Annotated in this window: 13 protein-coding genes; 8 read left to right on the top strand and 5 right to left on the bottom strand. The window is 44.7% G+C overall.

The window, feature by feature from the left end; genetic code table 11:
* Window positions 1-81: 81 nt before the first annotated feature.
* From mglB to galM, 7 genes are all read left to right on the top strand, one after another.
* On the top strand, window positions 82-1,056 hold the full coding sequence (gene mglB / locus M9196_RS00965; protein WP_250615662.1) for a galactose/glucose ABC transporter substrate-binding protein MglB: 975 nt from the start codon (window positions 82-84) through the stop codon (window positions 1,054-1,056).
* A 140-nt stretch (window positions 1,057-1,196) separates the two neighbouring features.
* The gene (mglA, locus tag M9196_RS00960; protein ID WP_250615661.1) at window positions 1,197-2,705 is read left to right on the top strand and encodes a galactose/methyl galactoside ABC transporter ATP-binding protein MglA; all 1,509 of its coding nucleotides are present in this window, start codon (window positions 1,197-1,199) and stop codon (window positions 2,703-2,705) included.
* Between the two features lie 10 nt (window positions 2,706-2,715).
* Window positions 2,716-3,723, top strand: coding sequence for a galactose/methyl galactoside ABC transporter permease MglC (mglC, locus tag M9196_RS00955; protein WP_250615660.1), 1,008 nt, complete (start codon window positions 2,716-2,718; stop codon window positions 3,721-3,723).
* A 308-nt stretch (window positions 3,724-4,031) separates the two neighbouring features.
* A complete protein-coding gene (gene galE / locus M9196_RS00950) occupies window positions 4,032-5,051 on the top strand; it encodes a UDP-glucose 4-epimerase GalE (protein WP_250615659.1) in 1,020 nt (339 codons plus the stop codon).
* Between the two features lie 52 nt (window positions 5,052-5,103).
* Window positions 5,104-6,156, top strand: a complete 1,053-nt coding sequence (galT, locus tag M9196_RS00945; RefSeq protein ID WP_250615658.1) for a galactose-1-phosphate uridylyltransferase — start codon at window positions 5,104-5,106, stop codon at window positions 6,154-6,156.
* A gap of 74 nt (window positions 6,157-6,230) precedes the next feature.
* On the top strand, window positions 6,231-7,382 hold the full coding sequence (galK, locus tag M9196_RS00940) for a galactokinase (protein WP_250615657.1): 1,152 nt from the start codon (window positions 6,231-6,233) through the stop codon (window positions 7,380-7,382).
* 2 nt (window positions 7,383-7,384) lie between these two features.
* Window positions 7,385-8,458, top strand: a complete 1,074-nt coding sequence (gene galM / locus M9196_RS00935; protein ID WP_250615656.1) for a galactose-1-epimerase — start codon at window positions 7,385-7,387, stop codon at window positions 8,456-8,458.
* A gap of 82 nt (window positions 8,459-8,540) precedes the next feature.
* On the opposite strand, the gene M9196_RS00930 is transcribed toward galM, so the two are convergent.
* Window positions 8,541-9,542, bottom strand: coding sequence for a substrate-binding domain-containing protein (locus M9196_RS00930; RefSeq protein ID WP_250615655.1), 1,002 nt, complete (start codon window positions 9,540-9,542; stop codon window positions 8,541-8,543).
* A 331-nt stretch (window positions 9,543-9,873) separates the two neighbouring features.
* Between M9196_RS00930 and M9196_RS00925 the strand changes: the two genes are divergently transcribed.
* Window positions 9,874-11,058, top strand: a complete 1,185-nt coding sequence (locus tag M9196_RS00925) for an NnrS family protein (RefSeq protein ID WP_250615654.1) — start codon at window positions 9,874-9,876, stop codon at window positions 11,056-11,058.
* A gap of 75 nt (window positions 11,059-11,133) precedes the next feature.
* Here the strand turns inward: M9196_RS00925 and asnB are convergent, their stop codons facing one another.
* The 4 genes from asnB to nagA form a co-directional block, all read right to left on the bottom strand.
* The gene (gene asnB / locus M9196_RS00920) at window positions 11,134-12,798 is read right to left on the bottom strand and encodes an asparagine synthase B (RefSeq protein WP_250615653.1); all 1,665 of its coding nucleotides are present in this window, start codon (window positions 12,796-12,798) and stop codon (window positions 11,134-11,136) included.
* A gap of 225 nt (window positions 12,799-13,023) precedes the next feature.
* Window positions 13,024-14,604, bottom strand: coding sequence for a cation:proton antiporter family protein (locus M9196_RS00915; protein ID WP_250615652.1), 1,581 nt, complete (start codon window positions 14,602-14,604; stop codon window positions 13,024-13,026).
* 103 nt (window positions 14,605-14,707) lie between these two features.
* Window positions 14,708-15,922, bottom strand: coding sequence for a DNA-binding transcriptional regulator NagC (nagC, locus tag M9196_RS00910; RefSeq protein WP_250615651.1), 1,215 nt, complete (start codon window positions 15,920-15,922; stop codon window positions 14,708-14,710).
* 2 nt (window positions 15,923-15,924) lie between these two features.
* The gene (nagA, locus tag M9196_RS00905; RefSeq protein ID WP_250615650.1) at window positions 15,925-17,061 is read right to left on the bottom strand and encodes an N-acetylglucosamine-6-phosphate deacetylase; all 1,137 of its coding nucleotides are present in this window, start codon (window positions 17,059-17,061) and stop codon (window positions 15,925-15,927) included.
* Window positions 17,062-17,086: the final 25 nt, after the last annotated feature.

The raw sequence follows: 17,086 nt of genomic DNA, 5'->3' as shown, positions 1-17,086 counted from the left end.
TGTTGAGCAGGTTGTAAGCTGAACCCGAACGTTTTACCCCTACAAAACTCAATTATAATATTAACAAATAGGACTTGTTCAATGAGAAAGTTAACACTCTTGGCTGCACTTTGTGCCGGTATGGGCTTTGGAACTCAAGCGGTTGCAAGCACCACTGTTGGTTTTACCATCTATAAATATGACGACAACTTTATGTCGGTTGTTCGTCAAGCGATCGTAAAAGAAGCAGACAAAGACAGCGATACTCGCGTATTGATGAACGACTCTCAAAACAGTCAATCAATGCAGAATGACCAAGTAGATGTCATGCTTGCTCGTGGTGTAAAAGCGTTAGCAATTAACCTTGTGGACCCTGCCGCTGCACCAAGCATCATTAAGAAAGCAAAAATGGATGACGTGCCAATTGTTTTCTATAACAAAGAACCAAGCCGCAAAGCACTTGATAGCTATGACAAAGCGTATTATGTAGGTACTGACTCTAAAGAGTCTGGCATTATCCAAGGCGATTTGATTGCTCAGCAATGGAAAGCAAACTCTGCTTGGGATAAAAATGGCGATGGCGTCATCCAATACGTCATGCTCAAAGGTGAACCTGGTCACCCAGATGCAGAAGCTCGTACGTCTTACTCAGTGAAAACCATCAACGATAACGGCATCAAAACTGATGAACTGCACATGGATACGGGCATGTGGGACACCGCGATGGCTAAAGATAAGATGGATGCATGGCTATCTGGTCCTAATGGCAGCAAAATCGAAGTGGTTATTGCCAATAATGACGGCATGGCGATGGGTGCGGTAGAAGCACTTAAAGGCGCAGGTGCTGATGTACCAGTCTTTGGTGTCGATGCACTAGCGGAAGCACTTGCGCTTGTTAAATCTGGCGCTATGGCGGGTACGGTACTTAATGATGCCGACTCACAAGCCAAAGCCACGTTCGAGCTTGCGCGTAACCTTGCTAATGGAAAAGCGGCGACAGAAGGCACTCAGTGGGAAATGACGAATAAAGTCGTACGTGTTCCTTACGTTGGTGTTGATAAGTCAACGTTAGAGTAGTACTTACCAAATTAGGGAGAACGTTGTTCTCCCTAATTATTAATAGTGAATATATTAGGTAGTATGAGCGGGTAAGAGTTATTACTTGTTCAGGGTACGTTACGCCTTGTGGTTAATTGTAATAATAAGAAAGTGATGCCATGGTTAATCAAGAACATGAATTTTTGTTAGAAATGACAGGGATTAGTAAAGAGTTTCCAGGGGTTAAGGCATTAGATAAAGTTAATTTAAAAGTGCGACCAAATTCCATTCATGCACTCATGGGAGAGAATGGAGCGGGTAAGTCGACATTATTAAAATGCCTATTCGGAATTTATGAAAAGAATGAAGGTGATATTGTCTTTCTAGGGAGTAATATTAACTTTCAATCCTCAAAAGAAGCATTGGAATCTGGTGTTTCAATGGTTCACCAAGAGTTGAACCAAGTCCTTCAATGTACGGTAATGGATAATATCTGGTTAGGGAGATACCCTAAGAAGGGATTGTTTGTTGACCACGATAAAATGTATCGAGATACCAAAGAAATCTTTGAAGAACTTGATATTAATATCGATCCTAAAGTCAAAGTAAAAACACTCTCGGTTTCTCAAATGCAGATGCTAGAAATAGCGAAGGCATTTTCCTATGATGCAAAAATAGTCATCATGGATGAGCCGACGTCTTCCCTGACAGAAAAAGAAGTTAATCATCTATTTACCATTATCAAAAAGCTCAAAGCAAAGGGCTGTGGTGTGGTTTATATCTCACATAAAATGGAAGAGATCTTTGCCATTTGTGATGAAATAACCATTCTTCGTGACGGTCAGTGGGTCACAACACAACCACTGGAAGGGCTGGATATGGACGCTATCATCGCAATGATGGTAGGGCGAGAACTGACACAGCGCTTTCCTGAAAAAAGTAATGTCCCCAAAGAAACGGTTTTAGAAATTAAGGGCTTAACAGCACTTAATCAACCTTCGATTCAAGATATTTCCTTTGATTTAAAAGCGGGCGAAATCCTCGGTGTTGCGGGTCTGGTAGGGTCACGCCGAACCGATATTGTTGAAACCATATTTGGCGTCCGTGAGCGTAGTGAAGGACAGATCTTACTTCATGGCAAAGAGATGGCGAACCGTGATGCGCATGAAGCGATTAGTAATGGTTTTGCCTTGGTCACGGAAGAGCGCCGCTCTACTGGTATATATGGCAATTTGGATATCACGTTCAACTCACTGGTTGCCAATGTCGACAATTATAAAACCAAGTCGGGCTTGTTAAGTAACAAGAAAATGAAAAGTGACACTCAGTGGGTGATTGACTCGATGAGTGTGAAAACACCCTCTCATGAAACTTCCATTGGTTCTTTATCTGGTGGTAACCAACAGAAAGTGATCATTGGGCGCTGGTTGTTAACTCAACCAGAAATATTAATGCTAGATGAACCAACTCGAGGTATTGATGTTGGCGCGAAGTTTGAAATCTATCAATTGATACTTGAACTCGCCAAGAAAAACAAAGGCATTATTATCATTTCTTCGGAAATGCCAGAGTTATTAGGTATTACTGACCGCATTCTTGTTATGAGTAATGGTCGAGCGGCTGGTGTCGTTGATACCAAGGAAACCACACAAAGTGAAATATTAGAGCTGGCCTCTCGTTACCTCTAGGGAAATTATTATGGACGCTGTTAAATCATTTGCAATGAAGCACTTAAAAGAAGGTGCTATCTATGCGGTTCTCTTTATATTATTGGCAATAATTGTTATTCAAGAGCCGTCTTTTTTAAGCTTAAGAAACTTTAGTAACATCCTGACCCAGTCTTCTGTACGTGTCATTATCGCTTTGGGTGTCGCTGGTCTGATTGTTACCCAAGGTACCGACTTGTCAGCAGGTCGTCAGGTGGGTTTGGCTGCAGTGGTCTCTGCCACATTGTTACAATCTGTTGATAACGTGAACAAAGTCTTCCCTGATTTAGGTGATATTCCGATCTTCGCCGTTATTATCGTGGTCTGTGCACTTGGCGCTGTTATTGGTCTCGTGAACGGTATTATCGTCGCTTATCTAAAAGTCACGCCGTTTATTGCCACATTAGGTACGATGATCATCGTTTATGGTGTGAACTCCTTGTACTACGACTCAGTCGGAGCCTCGCCAATTGCGGGATTTGATGAGCGTTTTTCTGAGTTTACTCAAGGGTTTATTCGAATGGGCGACTTTAGGCTCTCGTACATAACCTTCTATGCCATTATTGCTATTGTCTTTATGTGGATACTTTGGAATAAAACGGTGTTTGGCAAAAATATCTTTGCGGTTGGTGGTAACCCAGAAGCAGCAAAAGTTTCGGGTGTGAACGTTCCAGTTACCTTGTTGAAAGTGTATGCGTTATCAGGCGTGTTTTACGGCTTCGCTGGTATGCTGGAAGCTGGTCGAATTGGTAGTGCGACAAACAACTTAGGTTTCCTATATGAGCTCGATGCCATTGCTGCCTGTGTGGTAGGTGGTGTGTCATTTGCTGGTGGTGTCGGTAGTATTGCGGGTGTGGTGACCGGCGTACTGATCTTTACCGTGATCAACTATGGTATGACCTACATTGGTGTCAGTCCTTACTGGCAATACATTATTAAAGGCTCGATTATTATCTTTGCGGTGGCGCTTGATTCAATGAAGTACGCCAACAAGAAATAGCCATAAGGGCACTCAGTAGAGTGCCTTTTTTTTCGCAATGCCGTGACGCCTAACGAGTTTAATATCAAATTATTGTAAGCGTTTAACTAGAGTAACTTCCTTTAAGTCCTTATTTATACTTTAGTTATTCTAACGAATATTTTTATTTTTTGCTTTTAGTGTAAACGTTTACAGTTATTTGTGTTCGATCACAGAATGATCGTAAGGACTGTTGCTACAATTTCTTTAGTTTGAAAAATAAGCGCGTATTTGGGTGATGGTTGATGTGGTTTTCGCTCGTTTACCAACATGAATTGTGGGAGTGCAATGTGAAAGTACTAGTGACAGGTGGAATGGGCTACATCGGAAGCCATACCTGCGTTCAGATGTTGGAAAGTGGTATCGAGCCAATCATCATTGATAACTTGTGTAATGCTAACCAAGCTGTGATTGAGCGGGTTAAAGAACTCACAGGCGAAGCGCCTAAGTTCTATCTGGGGGATATTCGTGATGAAGCACTGCTAGATCGAATTTTTTCCGAGAACGAGATTCAGTCGGTTATTCATTTCGCTGGTTTAAAAGCCGTGGGTGAGTCGGTAGCGAAGCCAATTGAATACTACGATAACAATGTCAACGGCACGCTAGTGTTAGCACGAGCCATGCGAAATGCCGGCGTAAAAAGTATTATTTTCAGTTCTTCAGCCACCGTCTATGGTGACCCTGAAACCGTGCCGATTACTGAAGACTCGCCAGTAGGTAATACCACAAACCCTTATGGCACCAGCAAATTTATGGTAGAGCGTTGTCTAAGCGATGTGTTTACTTCTGACGAAGAGTGGAGCATTACATTACTGCGTTATTTCAACCCTGTTGGTGCTCATCCTTCCGGCACGATGGGAGAAGATCCCCAAGGTATTCCCAACAACTTAATGCCGTTTATTGCGCAAGTTGCCGTTGGACGTCGTGAAAAGCTTGCGGTTTTCGGTGACGATTATCCAACCCTAGATGGCACAGGGGTTCGTGATTATATTCATGTAATGGATTTGGCTGATGGTCATGTTGCCGCACTAAAAGCCGTTGGTCTAAAGTCTGGGTTGCATATTTACAATCTAGGTACAGGCAAGGGCAGCAGTGTGCTAGAGATGGTGGACGCATTCGAAAAAGCGAGTGGTAAACCTATTCCTTACGACTTACACCCTCGTCGACCGGGTGATATTGCAGAATGTTGGGCGGACGCTAAGAAAGCAGAAGCCGATTTAAACTGGAAAGCGACGCGCACATTACAGGATATGACGACGGACTCATGGCATTGGCAGTCTAGTAATCCCAACGGTTACGACAGCGAATAATGCTGGTGTATTTTCCCGAGAGAATTTTGAATTTAACTTTTGAGTAAGCAATATGTCGAGCATTGAGTTCAACCCAATCGATCATCCTCACCGCCGCTATAACCCATTAACAGGGCAGTGGATTCTGGTCTCCCCACATCGCGCAAAACGTCCTTGGAGTGGACAGAGTGAGGCGCTCTCTGACGTTCAGTTACCAACGTACGAAGAGACGTGTTTTTTGTGTCCCACTAATGAGCGAATTTCTGGAGATGTGAACCCAGACTATAAAGGCTCTTACGTATTTAGTAACGATTTCGCGGCGTTGATGCCTGATTCTCCTGATGTTCCTGAATCAGACCATCCGTTGTTTAAAACTCAAGGCGTCCGTGGCCTTAGCCGCGTAATGTGTTTCTCGCCAGACCACAGTAAAACATTACCTGAGCTTACTCCTGTCGAGATTCGTGGTGTGATTGATACCTGGAATGCGCAAATTGAGGAGCTAGGTAAAGAGTACATTTGGGTGCAAGCGTTTGAAAATAAGGGTGAAGCCATGGGCTGCTCACAACCACACCCTCATGGTCAAATTTGGGCGAACAGTTTTCTTCCTAATGAAATTGAACGCAAAGATCGTTTGATGCGTGAATATTATCAGCAGCAAGGTTCAAACCTGTTAGTGGACTATGTCACGGCAGAAATGAACGATGGCGCTCGAACCGTGGTTGAAACAGAGCATTGGGTTGCGGTTGTCCCATACTGGGCGGCGTGGCCATTCGAAACCATGTTGCTCCCTAAGGCGCATATTCGTCGCATGAGCGAGCTCAGTGAAGCGCAAAAAGATGACTTAGCGTTAGCCCTCAAAAAGCTAACGTCACGGTATGACAACTTATTTGAGTGCTCTTTCCCTTATTCGATGGGGTGGCATTATGCGCCATTCTTTAATGACGGTGAAAGTACTGAACATTGGCAGTTGCATGCGCTTTTCTACCCACCCTTACTGCGCTCAGCGACGATACGCAAGTTTATGGTAGGTTATGAAATGTTGGCCGAATCACAGCGTGATTTAACGGCGGAGCAGGCTGCAGAACGTCTAAGAGCATTAAGTGACCTTCATTACAAACAACAATAGTTTAGAAATTTGATGCTATGAAGTGGGGCTGAACATTGTTCGCACTGAGGCATCAGGTATTGAGAGAATCGAAAATGAAAGATTTAATCCAAAGCGTAGCAAATTCTTTTGAGAATATACTGGGCTACAAGCCTACTCACTTCATTCAAGCCCCGGGACGCGTGAACCTAATTGGCGAGCATACTGACTACAACGATGGTTTTGTCCTACCGTGTGCCATTAACTACCAAACCGTGGTTGCTGCAGCAAAACGTGATGACAATATTGTTCGAGTGGTATCAGTTGATTACCAAGATGCGATGGATGAATTTGATATCACCAAAGACATTACCTTCCAGCCAGAAAAAATGTGGGCGAATTACATCCGTGGGGTGGTCAAGTTCCTACTGGCGCGTGGTTACCAAATTGGTGGTGCGGATATTTCGGTGTCAGGCAATGTACCTCAAGGTGCTGGTTTAAGTTCATCAGCAGCGTTGGAAGTTGTGATTGGCCAAACCTTTAAAGCATTGTATAGCCTAGCGATAACCCAAGCTGAAGTCGCCCTTAATGGTCAGCAAGCTGAAAATGAGTTTGTGGGGTGTAACTGCGGCATCATGGACCAACTTATTTCTGCCGAAGGTAAAGAAAATCACGCGCTATTGATTGATTGCCGCAGTCTTGAAACTCAAGCGGTGTCAATGCCTGAGGATATGGCTGTGGTTATTATTAACTCGAATAAAAAGCGTGGCTTGGTGGACAGTGAATACAATACCCGCCGCGAACAATGTGAAGAAGCAGCGCGTATCTTTACGGTGAAAGCGCTGCGTGACGTGACGATAGAACAGTTCAATGAGCGAGTTTCCGAGCTTGATGAAACGGTAGCAAAGCGAGCTCGTCACATCATAACCGAGAATGACCGCACCGAAGAGGCGGCAAAAGCGTTGAGTGCAGGTGATATGAAGCGTATGGGAGAATTGATGGCGCAATCTCATGCTTCCATGCGTGATGACTTCGAAATCACAGTGAAAGAAGTCGATACCATTGTGGACATTGTTAAGAGTGTCATTGGCGAGCAGGGTGGTGTGCGTATGACCGGTGGCGGTTTCGGTGGGTGTGTGGTTGCTTTGATTCCACCGTCATTGGTTGATGCGGTGACGTCGGCAATTGCTGAGCAGTATGAAGTGGCAACGGGTCTTAAAGAGTCGATCTATGTGTGCCAAGCAAAAGATGGCGCGGGAGTAGTATAACAATGACGAACAACAACGAGCGATTGAGCACGATTGAAGACTCCATGACTCAGGATGTGTCCTTTGACGGTCTCCCTGCGAAAGTGTTTCACCTTAGTAATGCAGCAGGTATGACCGCATCATTTATGGATATCGGTGCCACATGGTTAAGTTGCTCGTTGCCTTTGTCCGGCGAACAGCGGGAGGTGCTATTACGTTCTCCGAATATGGCTGAGCACATGAGACAAGGGGCGTATTTTGGTTCAGTGGTGGGAAGATACGCCAATCGAATTGATAAAGGGCAATTCGAGATAGGTGGCAAGTCGTATCAAGTCACTTGTAATAATGGCGAAAATGCTTTGCATGGGGGTGTGGAGGGTTTTGATAAGCGCCGTTGGAGTATCGACTCGCACACTGAATCAACACTTGTTTTTTCTCTTGAATCTAAAGATGGCGATCAGGGTTTTCCGGGCAATGCCAGTATTCAAGTGACGTATCATCTTGGTGACAACAACGAATTGAGTATTCGTTATCAAGCATCCTGTGATCAAACCACGGCAATGAATTTGACCAATCATGCCTATTTCAACTTGTCGGGAGAGTCAAGCTCAGCAAAAAGCATCGATCATAAGCTGAAAATGTTCGCCAACGCTTACTTACCGACAAGGGAAGATTTGATTCCACTTGGCGAATTAAAATCGGTCAATGCAACAAGCTTTGATTTTAGAGAAGAAAAAATTGTCGGTCGCGACTTTTTAGCCGATAAGGACCAGCAGATCGCTGGTGGATACGATCATACTTTTATATTTGATGCTGAATTAACGAATGGTCAAGCAGTCGTCTCGACGTTAGTGTCACCGCAGCATGATGTCACGATGGATGTGCTAACGACGAAACCTTCTATGCAGTTGTATACGGGTAATTTTTTAGGTAATGCGCCGGGGGTTAGTCAGAATTACGCTAATCTTCATGGAATAGCACTGGAAACTCAATATTTCCCGGATGGACCGAACCACCCTGAGTGGGGACGTGACAATGGGATACTGAATGTTGGAGAGAGCTACCAACAGAGTACGACCTATCGCTTCCATTTTTGATGCTGTTCGTTACCCACCAGTAAACCACGCGGGCCAAGCTGTGTGGTTTACTGGTGGGTAGTTTTTTAATTTATCATTGTGATTAGCTGGCGCGACTGACAGATGCTCTTTGTACTAAGGTTGGTGAGTAAACCATAGGCTCGGTTTCGACGTATTCGTTCTTAGATAGTGCAACGGCAATTTGCGCCGCTTTTTCTGCCATCATCTGAATTGGATAACGGATGGTGGTGAGTTTAGGGTGCAGGTACTTGGCAATTAAGCCGTCATCGAAACCAATGATTGATATTTGACTTGGCAATGCGTATTGGTTTTCTTCCAAAACAGAAAGAGCACCAGCTGCCATATTGTCATTGTAGGCGACGACTGCCGTGATAGGCAGGGACTTAGTGAGCAGGTTGGTCATGGCTTTTTCACCGCCATCGCTGTCTGGTGAACCATATTCAATAAAGCTGGCTGACAAGTTGATATTATTAGCGTCTAGTGCAGCTCGGTAACCGGCAAGACGTTGGTCTACATCTTCAATGTTGTGCGATGAGGCGACACAGGCGATGTTCGTATGCCCATTACGAATGAGGTGTTCAGTGGCAATGTAAGCGCCTTTGTAGTTATCCAAGGAGATACAGCGACCCGGTAGCTGAGGGATATCTCGATTGATGTAAACAAGCCCTTTCACTTCTCCAGCGTACTGGATTAATTCTTCGTCAGAAAGCGATTTTGAGTGGATAACCAGCGCATCACAGCGGCTGTTGATCAATAGCTCAATCGCTTTCCTTTCCTCTTCTGCATCGTGATAACCGTTGCCGACCAGAATATGTTTTCCATGTTGGTGTGCGACTTTATCGACCGCTTTCACCAAGGTGCCAAAAAATGGGTCGGATACGTCACTCACGAGGACACCAACCGTATTCGTACTTTGGCTGACTAACGCTCGTGCATTGGCATTCGGTCGATAACCGAGTTTTTTCATCGCCGTTGTCACAGATGCGATTGAAGCGGCGCTTGCTTTAGGTGATTTGTTGATCACGCGAGAAACGGTTGCTACGGAGACACCTGCTTCTTTTGCGACATCTTTTATCGTTGCCATCTGAAACCTCTTATAATCTATAAAGTAATTAGACGCTTGTTGTGTAAATATCGCAAACAATGTTTCACAAAAATAAAGGGTTTGTGATGCACAACACTAACAATAACGGGAATTCAGCTCAGGTGTAAACGTTTTACACAAATTGGGGGGCTTTTGTTGTTTATAGCTTGAGTCTAATGGATTTCTTTGAGTCATTTAGACTTAATTAAAATTAAGTCTAAATGACACTTATGGTAAGTGGTGTAAGTTTAATTGACTGTTATATAAGAAGTAATGGTATTGGAATGAAATGTGCATTGCAGTAATTAGATTGATTATTAAGTGAAGTACGATGATAAATATTACAGACAAAAAAGTGGAAGAAAAGATCCCAGCATGGTTACGTCTTGGTTTTCGTCCGTTCTTTTTAATGGGAAGTGTGTATGCCATCTTTGCTGTCGTGGCTTGGGTTATCATGTTCCAAAAAGGGCAGCCTGACATACTGCATGTCCCGGCATTATGGTGGCATGCACATGAAATGATTTTTGGCTTTTCTATGGCGATTGTTGTGGGCTTTGTTTTGACTGCCGTGCAAACGTGGACGGGCGTGAATGGTACCAAACACCATCGCTTACTGGTTTTGGTCGCACTATGGCTGGCACCAAGAATCTTGTTTTGGACGCCAACGCCACTGTGGTTGATCTCTATCATTGAATCCTTGTTTATATTGTTAGCAGCCTATGAAATTGGGATACGGGTATATGCTGCCAAAGGCTGGAAGAACCTATTTTTTGTTCCGTTATTTCTTCTCGCTATTTTTGCTAACTTTGCTAGCTTCGCGACGGTTAAAGGGATGCCTCCTTTTAGTAGCAGCGCGGTATGGCAGGCCATGCTTTGGTGGTTTACGATTTTGTTGTCAATCATGGGCGGTCGCGTGATTCCTTTTTTTGCGGCTAAGCGCTTTCAATACGATAAACCGCAGCCTAAAGTTTGGATCGAGTGGGGGGCGACACTGCCATTAGTCGGGTTGTTTGTACTGAGCTTTTTCCCGTTATCCTTTGCAACCCTTAGCCAACCGTTAATGCTGGTTGCTGGAGTGTTTCAGTTGGTGAAGTGGGTACGTTGGAAACCTTGGCTAACACTGTCTGAGCCTTTGGTGTGGTCGTTAATGCTGGCCTATCTTTGTATCCCTTTGAGCTTGCTCTATCGCGGTCTTTTGACGGATGCGTTTGCAGCGCATGCTATGTTGCATTTATTTGCGGTTGGAGCGTTAGGCGGTTTGATTTTGGCAATGATAACTCGGGTGACAATGGGGCATACCGGGCGTGCTATCTATCAAGGTCCCAATATGACGCTGCCTTTTTTGGCCGTTACGATGGCCGCATTGTTACGCAGTATTGGTGTCGCGACCTGGCCGCAACATATGTTCACTATGATTGATGTGAGTGCTGGGTTATGGGCTTATGCGTTCTCAATGTATGTGTATCATTTTGGAAAAATGCTGATTACGCCTCGTGTCGATGGTCATCCAGGCTAGTGTCATTTACCATAAAAAAACCAGCCAAGAGGCTGGTTTTTTTTATCAAGCGAGTCGTATTTTCTCGTTTAACGTCTAGTAAGCATCATTGTGAACGGCTTGAACCGCACGACCCGATGGGTCGACACAGTTTTGGAATGACTCATCCCATTCAATCGCTTTTGCTGAAGAGCAGGCTACTGATGGACCGCCAGGGACACATTGCGCCGCAGATTCCAGAGGGAATAGCTCTTCAAAGATTTCACGGTATGCGTAACCTTCTTTTGTTGTTGGCGTGTTGTATGGGAACCTAAAGGCTGCCGTTTCCATTTGTGTGTCGGTGACCTTTTCTTCTGCTACTGCTTTAAGAGTATCAATCCAGTCGTAACCTACGCCGTCAGAGAACTGCTCTTTTTGGCGCCAAGCGATAGCTTCAGGTAGGTAATGTTCGAAACACTCTCGTAAGATGTGCTTCTCCATTTTACCGTTGCCACACATCTTATCTTCAGGGTTCAAGCGCATCGCGACGTCAATAAACTCTTTGTCCAAGAATGGTACGCGGCCTTCTACGCCCCATGCAGCAAGTGATTTGTTCGCACGTGCACAGTCAAACATATTGAGTGCTAGCAATTTACGCACAGTTTCTTCGTGGAATTCTTTAGCGTTAGGTGCTTTGTGGAAGTACAGGTAGCCCCCGAAAATTTCGTCAGCCCCTTCGCCAGACAGTACCATTTTGATGCCCATTGCTTTGATCTTTCGAGCAAGTAGGTACATTGGCGTTGATGCGCGAATTGTGGTGACGTCGTAAGTTTCGATGTGATAAATCACGTCACGAATCGCATCTAAGCCTTCTTGAATGGTATACGTCATTTCGTGGTGAACGGTACCAATTTGGTCTGCTACTTCACGAGCCGCAATAAGGTCAGGAGCGCCTTCCAAGCCAACAGCAAATGAGTGTAATTGTGGCCACCACGCTTCTGATTGACCATCATCTTCAATTCGCATCGCAGCAAAACGTTTTGCAACGGCTGAAGTGATTGATGAATCCAGACCACCAGAGAGAAGCACCCCATAAGGTACATCGGTCATAAGTTGGCGCTTAACGGCCGCTTCCAATGCTTCGGTTAGGTCTGCTTTGCTGGTTGAGTTGCCTTGCACGGCAGCATACTCATTCCAGTCACGCAGGTAATAACGCTGAGGTTCAGCATCTTGTGAGCGATAAAAGCTACCAGGAGGGAACTCACTGATCGTTTTACAAACCGGAACGAGAGCTTTCATTTCAGACGCTACATAGTAGTTACCATGTTCGTCATACCCTTGATATAGCGGGATAATACCAATGTGGTCACGTCCCACGAGGTACTGGTCTTTTTCTTCATCATAAAGAACAAACGCGAAGATGCCGTTGAGTTCTTCAAGTAGATCGGCGCCGAATTCTTGGTAAAGAGCCAGAATAACTTCGCAATCAGAGTCCGTTTGGAAGTCATATTTGTCTTCATAACGTGCACGAATTTCTTTGTGATTGTAGATTTCACCGTTCACGGCAAGGATGTGTTTTTTATCTTGGCTGTAAAGTGGTTGAGCCCCACTATTTAGACCAACAATAGCGAGACGCTCATGGGCAAGGATGGCTTTATCCGATGAATAAATGCCGGACCAATCGGGACCACGGTGGCGAAGCTTTTTAGACATTTCTAACGCCACTGGGCGTAGGGCGGCTGCATCACTCTTGATGTCTAAAATGCCAAATATTGAACACATAACACTTCCTTTTTGTTTTAATCTAAATCTCTTGAATCCAATTTGCCATCTGCTCAAAAAAAAGCAACCGCAGCGAACGAAAAAGATAACAAATAGCAGGCATTGTTGTAATTTATTTAATTATTTTATTGTTTTGGTGAATTTTATCTATATCTTGTGCGAGAGGTGAGCGTTTTTGCGTCTTTCTCTATAAACGGAAGTCCCGCTTATAGAGAAAGCTATCGGTTATTTTAATGAAGGGTTGAGCTGTTCGCAGACATGACGAGCAAAACCGCTGCCCGCCTCACTGTAAATATTAAAGGCAGCATTCACCCCTTTTGCTTCTAATTCCTCTAATTGATCCGGGTAGGCTGCGATCGCAGCAACTTGACCATTAAAGTTAGTTTGTTGCAAAAGCGATAGCGCAGTTTGGTTACCTAAATGGTGAGGCATGGCCAATAAGACCAGTTTGACGTGCGCAGTATCGAGAATTCGCTCCCAAAAATCTGGATCGGTTGCGTCACCAGCAATGACGTTGCGTCCTTGTTTTTGATGCTGTAAAGCGGCATCTTCACGAACTTCAACACCTAGACTTACCTTGCCGTATCGTTCATATAGCTCGTCATAAGCTCCGGTACCAATTCTTCCCATTCCTAGGATCAGTACCTGAGCCTCACCTGGATTGATGAATTGGTCACGTGTATTTATTTTTTCAGCCGCCTGCTCCTTTAACCATTTTGCAGAGCGCAAATAGAGCAAGTGCCCGATACGGTTAAGTGGTGCTGAAATGACAAACGACAACGACACAGCGATAGCGAGTGCCACCAATATATCACCGGATATCCAACCTAACTTAAAGGCGAGTCCCCCAACAATAAGACCGAATTCGCTGAAGTTAAAAAGTGTGAGTGTGGTTAATAAGCTAGTACGGACACGGAATTTGAAGGCGTTGATGACAACAAAATACAGCGCGCCTTTGAGTGGCAGTAAAAACAATAGCAGCACACCGAGTATAAAGCCTTCAATGGTCGGCTGATCGGAGAGTCCAATGTTAAGAAAGAAACAAACTAGGAACAGTTCTTTGAGGTTAAATAGTGACTTTGAAAGCTCCGATGCTTTAGGGTGTGCCGCGAGCAACATGCCTAGAATCAGCGCGCCTAGATCGGGCTTCATGCCAACAATTTCGAACAGTCCTGCTCCCATTACTAGCGCAAAAAAGATACCACTCAATACTAGCATTTCACCGTGACCAGCTTTATTGAGTAATTTGAACATGATAGGTCGTGCTAATGGCAGGGCAAATAAAGCGAGGGCATACCATTCTGGTATTTTACCGGTCGATGCGGTTAAGAAAATCACGGCGAACACATCTTGCATGACAAGAATACCAATCGCAAGTGTGCCATACGTGGCGTTGAGCTCGCCTTTTTCTTGTAAGGTTTTAACGGCAAACACGGTGCTGGAAAAAGACAGAGCGAAACCGAGCAGTATTAATTGTTCTATCTCAAGCGTCGCCAGGCTAGAAACGCCAAGTACTTTCAATCCGACCAATAATAATGCAAATAAGAAGGTCGACAGTAGGTTATGTATGGTGGCTCCAGCCCATATTTCTTTAGAAAGTAGGGTTTTTACATCAAGCTTTAGCCCGATGGTAAAGAGCAACAACGTGACACCAAGATCGGCCAGAGTGATAATAGTATCTGAAGTTTGAAAGCCAAAGCTATGGAGCACAAATCCAGCGAGTAAAAAGCCTACCATAGGAGGCAGTTGACATTTTAACGCAAGAAAGCCTGCTAAGAAGGCGACGGTAACGAGTATTAATTCCATAAGTACGACGAATTTTTGCCTATAAAAAAGACCACACCGAAGTGTGGTCATCCATTTATTCAAAGTATATCAAACTATTATTTGATAGGTTCGATACAAGGTCTCAATCTTCTAACAATTTTTGTAACAGAACACCATTAAGCATAGCGCGTTTGATCATGGCAAATGCGCCCATGGTCGGCTGTTTGTCTATTTCTGACGCGACGATAGGAAGACCCGTGTGGAAAGTGGTGAGAGATTGATTCTCGACATTACGCTGAATCGCAGGGAAGACGATGTCTTTCGCCATGGTAATATCGCCAGCAATAATGATTTTTTGTGGGTTGAATAGATTCACCGTCATGGCGATGGCTTTACCTAGTTGGTTGCCCACGCGGACTAAGCTTTGTTTAGAGAGCTCGTCACCATTAAGAGCATGCGTACACACGTCTTCTATTGTGATGTCTTCTTTGAGTGAGAGTGAAGATTCATAGCCTTGGTCGATCAGCTTTTTTACTCGCTGTACAATGGCTGGGTTTGCTGCAACGGTCTCTAAACAGCCAAAGTTGCCGCACTGGCATTGCTCGCCAAGTGGATCAATTTGAATATGCCCAATCTCACCGACATTTCGATTGAACCCTAGGAATACTTGTCCATTTACTATGATACCTGCGCCGGTCCCGCGATGCACACTGACCAGAATAGAGTCCTGACAATCTCGGCTAGAGCCAAAATAGTGTTCGGCTAACGCCATACCTCTTACATCATTGCCAACGAAACACTCGACGTTAAACTGAGAGCGAATTAGATCGGCCAGCTCAAGTTTATCGATGTCGGTATTTGGCATGTATTCAACAACGCCAGTAGTAGGATTGACAAGGCCTGGAAGCGTAATACCGATGGCAATTAACTGATCAATTCGACGCTCTTGGTCACTAAGGAAGGCATGTAGGTTTGCCATTAGGCCATTTGCTAATTCAGTTTGATTGGCGTAATGCAGCTCTTTTTGGACAAAAGCGAGCTCATTCCCCCCTAAGTTGTACAGCGAAAGCTGCACATAATCACGGCCAAGTCTCACTGCGACAGAATGAAACGGAGCGACTTCGGTGGTCAGTGAAATTGCGCGTCGTCCACCTGTCGAAGCTTGCTGAGCGACCTCTTTAATGAGGCCGCGCTCTAAAAGCTGGCGGGTGATTTTGGTAACGCTTGCTGGAGCCAATTGGCTCACATCGGCAACTTGAATGCGCGAGATAGGCCCTTGACGGTCAATCAAGCGGTACACCGCTGCGCTATTAAGTTGTTTTACTAAGTCTACGTTACCTATTTGTCCGCCATTCATGCTTAATTGTGCTCGTATTGTCCGTTAACAATTGTGCCTTGGACGTTGAAATCTCTATCGAAGATGGCTAAGTTCGCAACCATGCCTTTTTTGATGCGACCAAGTTTGTTATCTAGTCCCATCGCTTTAGCAGGGTAGAGCGTTGCCATTCGTAGCGTTTCATCCAAAGCAATACCAGCGTGTTCAACTGTATTTTGAACCGCTTCAATCATGGTAAGTGCGCTGCCACCGAGGGTGCCATTTTCGTCTACGCACTTACCGTCCTTGTAATATACTTTCTTACCGACAAAAATAAAGTAATCCATCTCAGCACCAGCTGGAGCTGTGGCATCGGTCACTAATACGAGCTTTTCTCCCTTCACTTTATGCGCAATACGAATATTTGCGTAATCCACGTGGAAGCCATCGGCGATGATACCGGCGTAAACATCTGGTGTATCGTAGATCGCACCCACAACACCAGGCTCACGGCCAGTCATCGGCGTCATGGCATTAAATAAGTGAGTGGCAAAGGTAATACCCGACTCAAACCCTTGACGCGCTTCAGCATAAGTCGCATTGGTGTGACCAATGGAGACAACGATGCCGGCCTTATGTAGTTTTTCGATGTGTTCTGGTGCATTTTGTTCCGGAGCTAGCGTGACTTTTGCGACCAGATCGTTATTTTCACAAATTAAGTCGATCATGGAGTCATCCGATTGACGAATAAAGTCAACGCTGTGAATGCCCTTTTTTGCCACGTTTAAGTATGGACCTTCTAAATGAAGTCCTAAGGAGTGGTTTTGGTACTGGTCTTGGTACGTACGAGCGGCTTCTAATGCTTGACGCATATCTTCATCAGAAGACGTGATCAGTGTTGGCAAGAAGCTAGTACAGCCTGATTTAAGGTTAGCGCGATGCATCGTATGGATTGTTTCAGCGGTAATTTCATCATTGAGCATGACGCCACCACAACCATTCAATTGTAAGTCGATAAATCCTGGGCTGACATTTGCACCGTTTAGGTCGATACGTTCTATCGACGCCGACAGTTCTGTAATGGGTAAAACTGCTTCAATTTGTTCACCGTTGATAACAACAGCATGATTATTGAGAACATCACTACCCGTGAAGACCTTACAATTGGTTAATGCATACATCGTTAGCGAATCCTTGTGTTTTTAA

Source organism: Vibrio methylphosphonaticus (genome assembly GCF_023634655.1).
GTDB classification, from domain to species: domain Bacteria; phylum Pseudomonadota; class Gammaproteobacteria; order Enterobacterales; family Vibrionaceae; genus Vibrio; species Vibrio methylphosphonaticus.
Note: the sequence above shows the minus strand (reverse complement) of the source record. Positions and strands in the feature narration are given on the sequence as shown.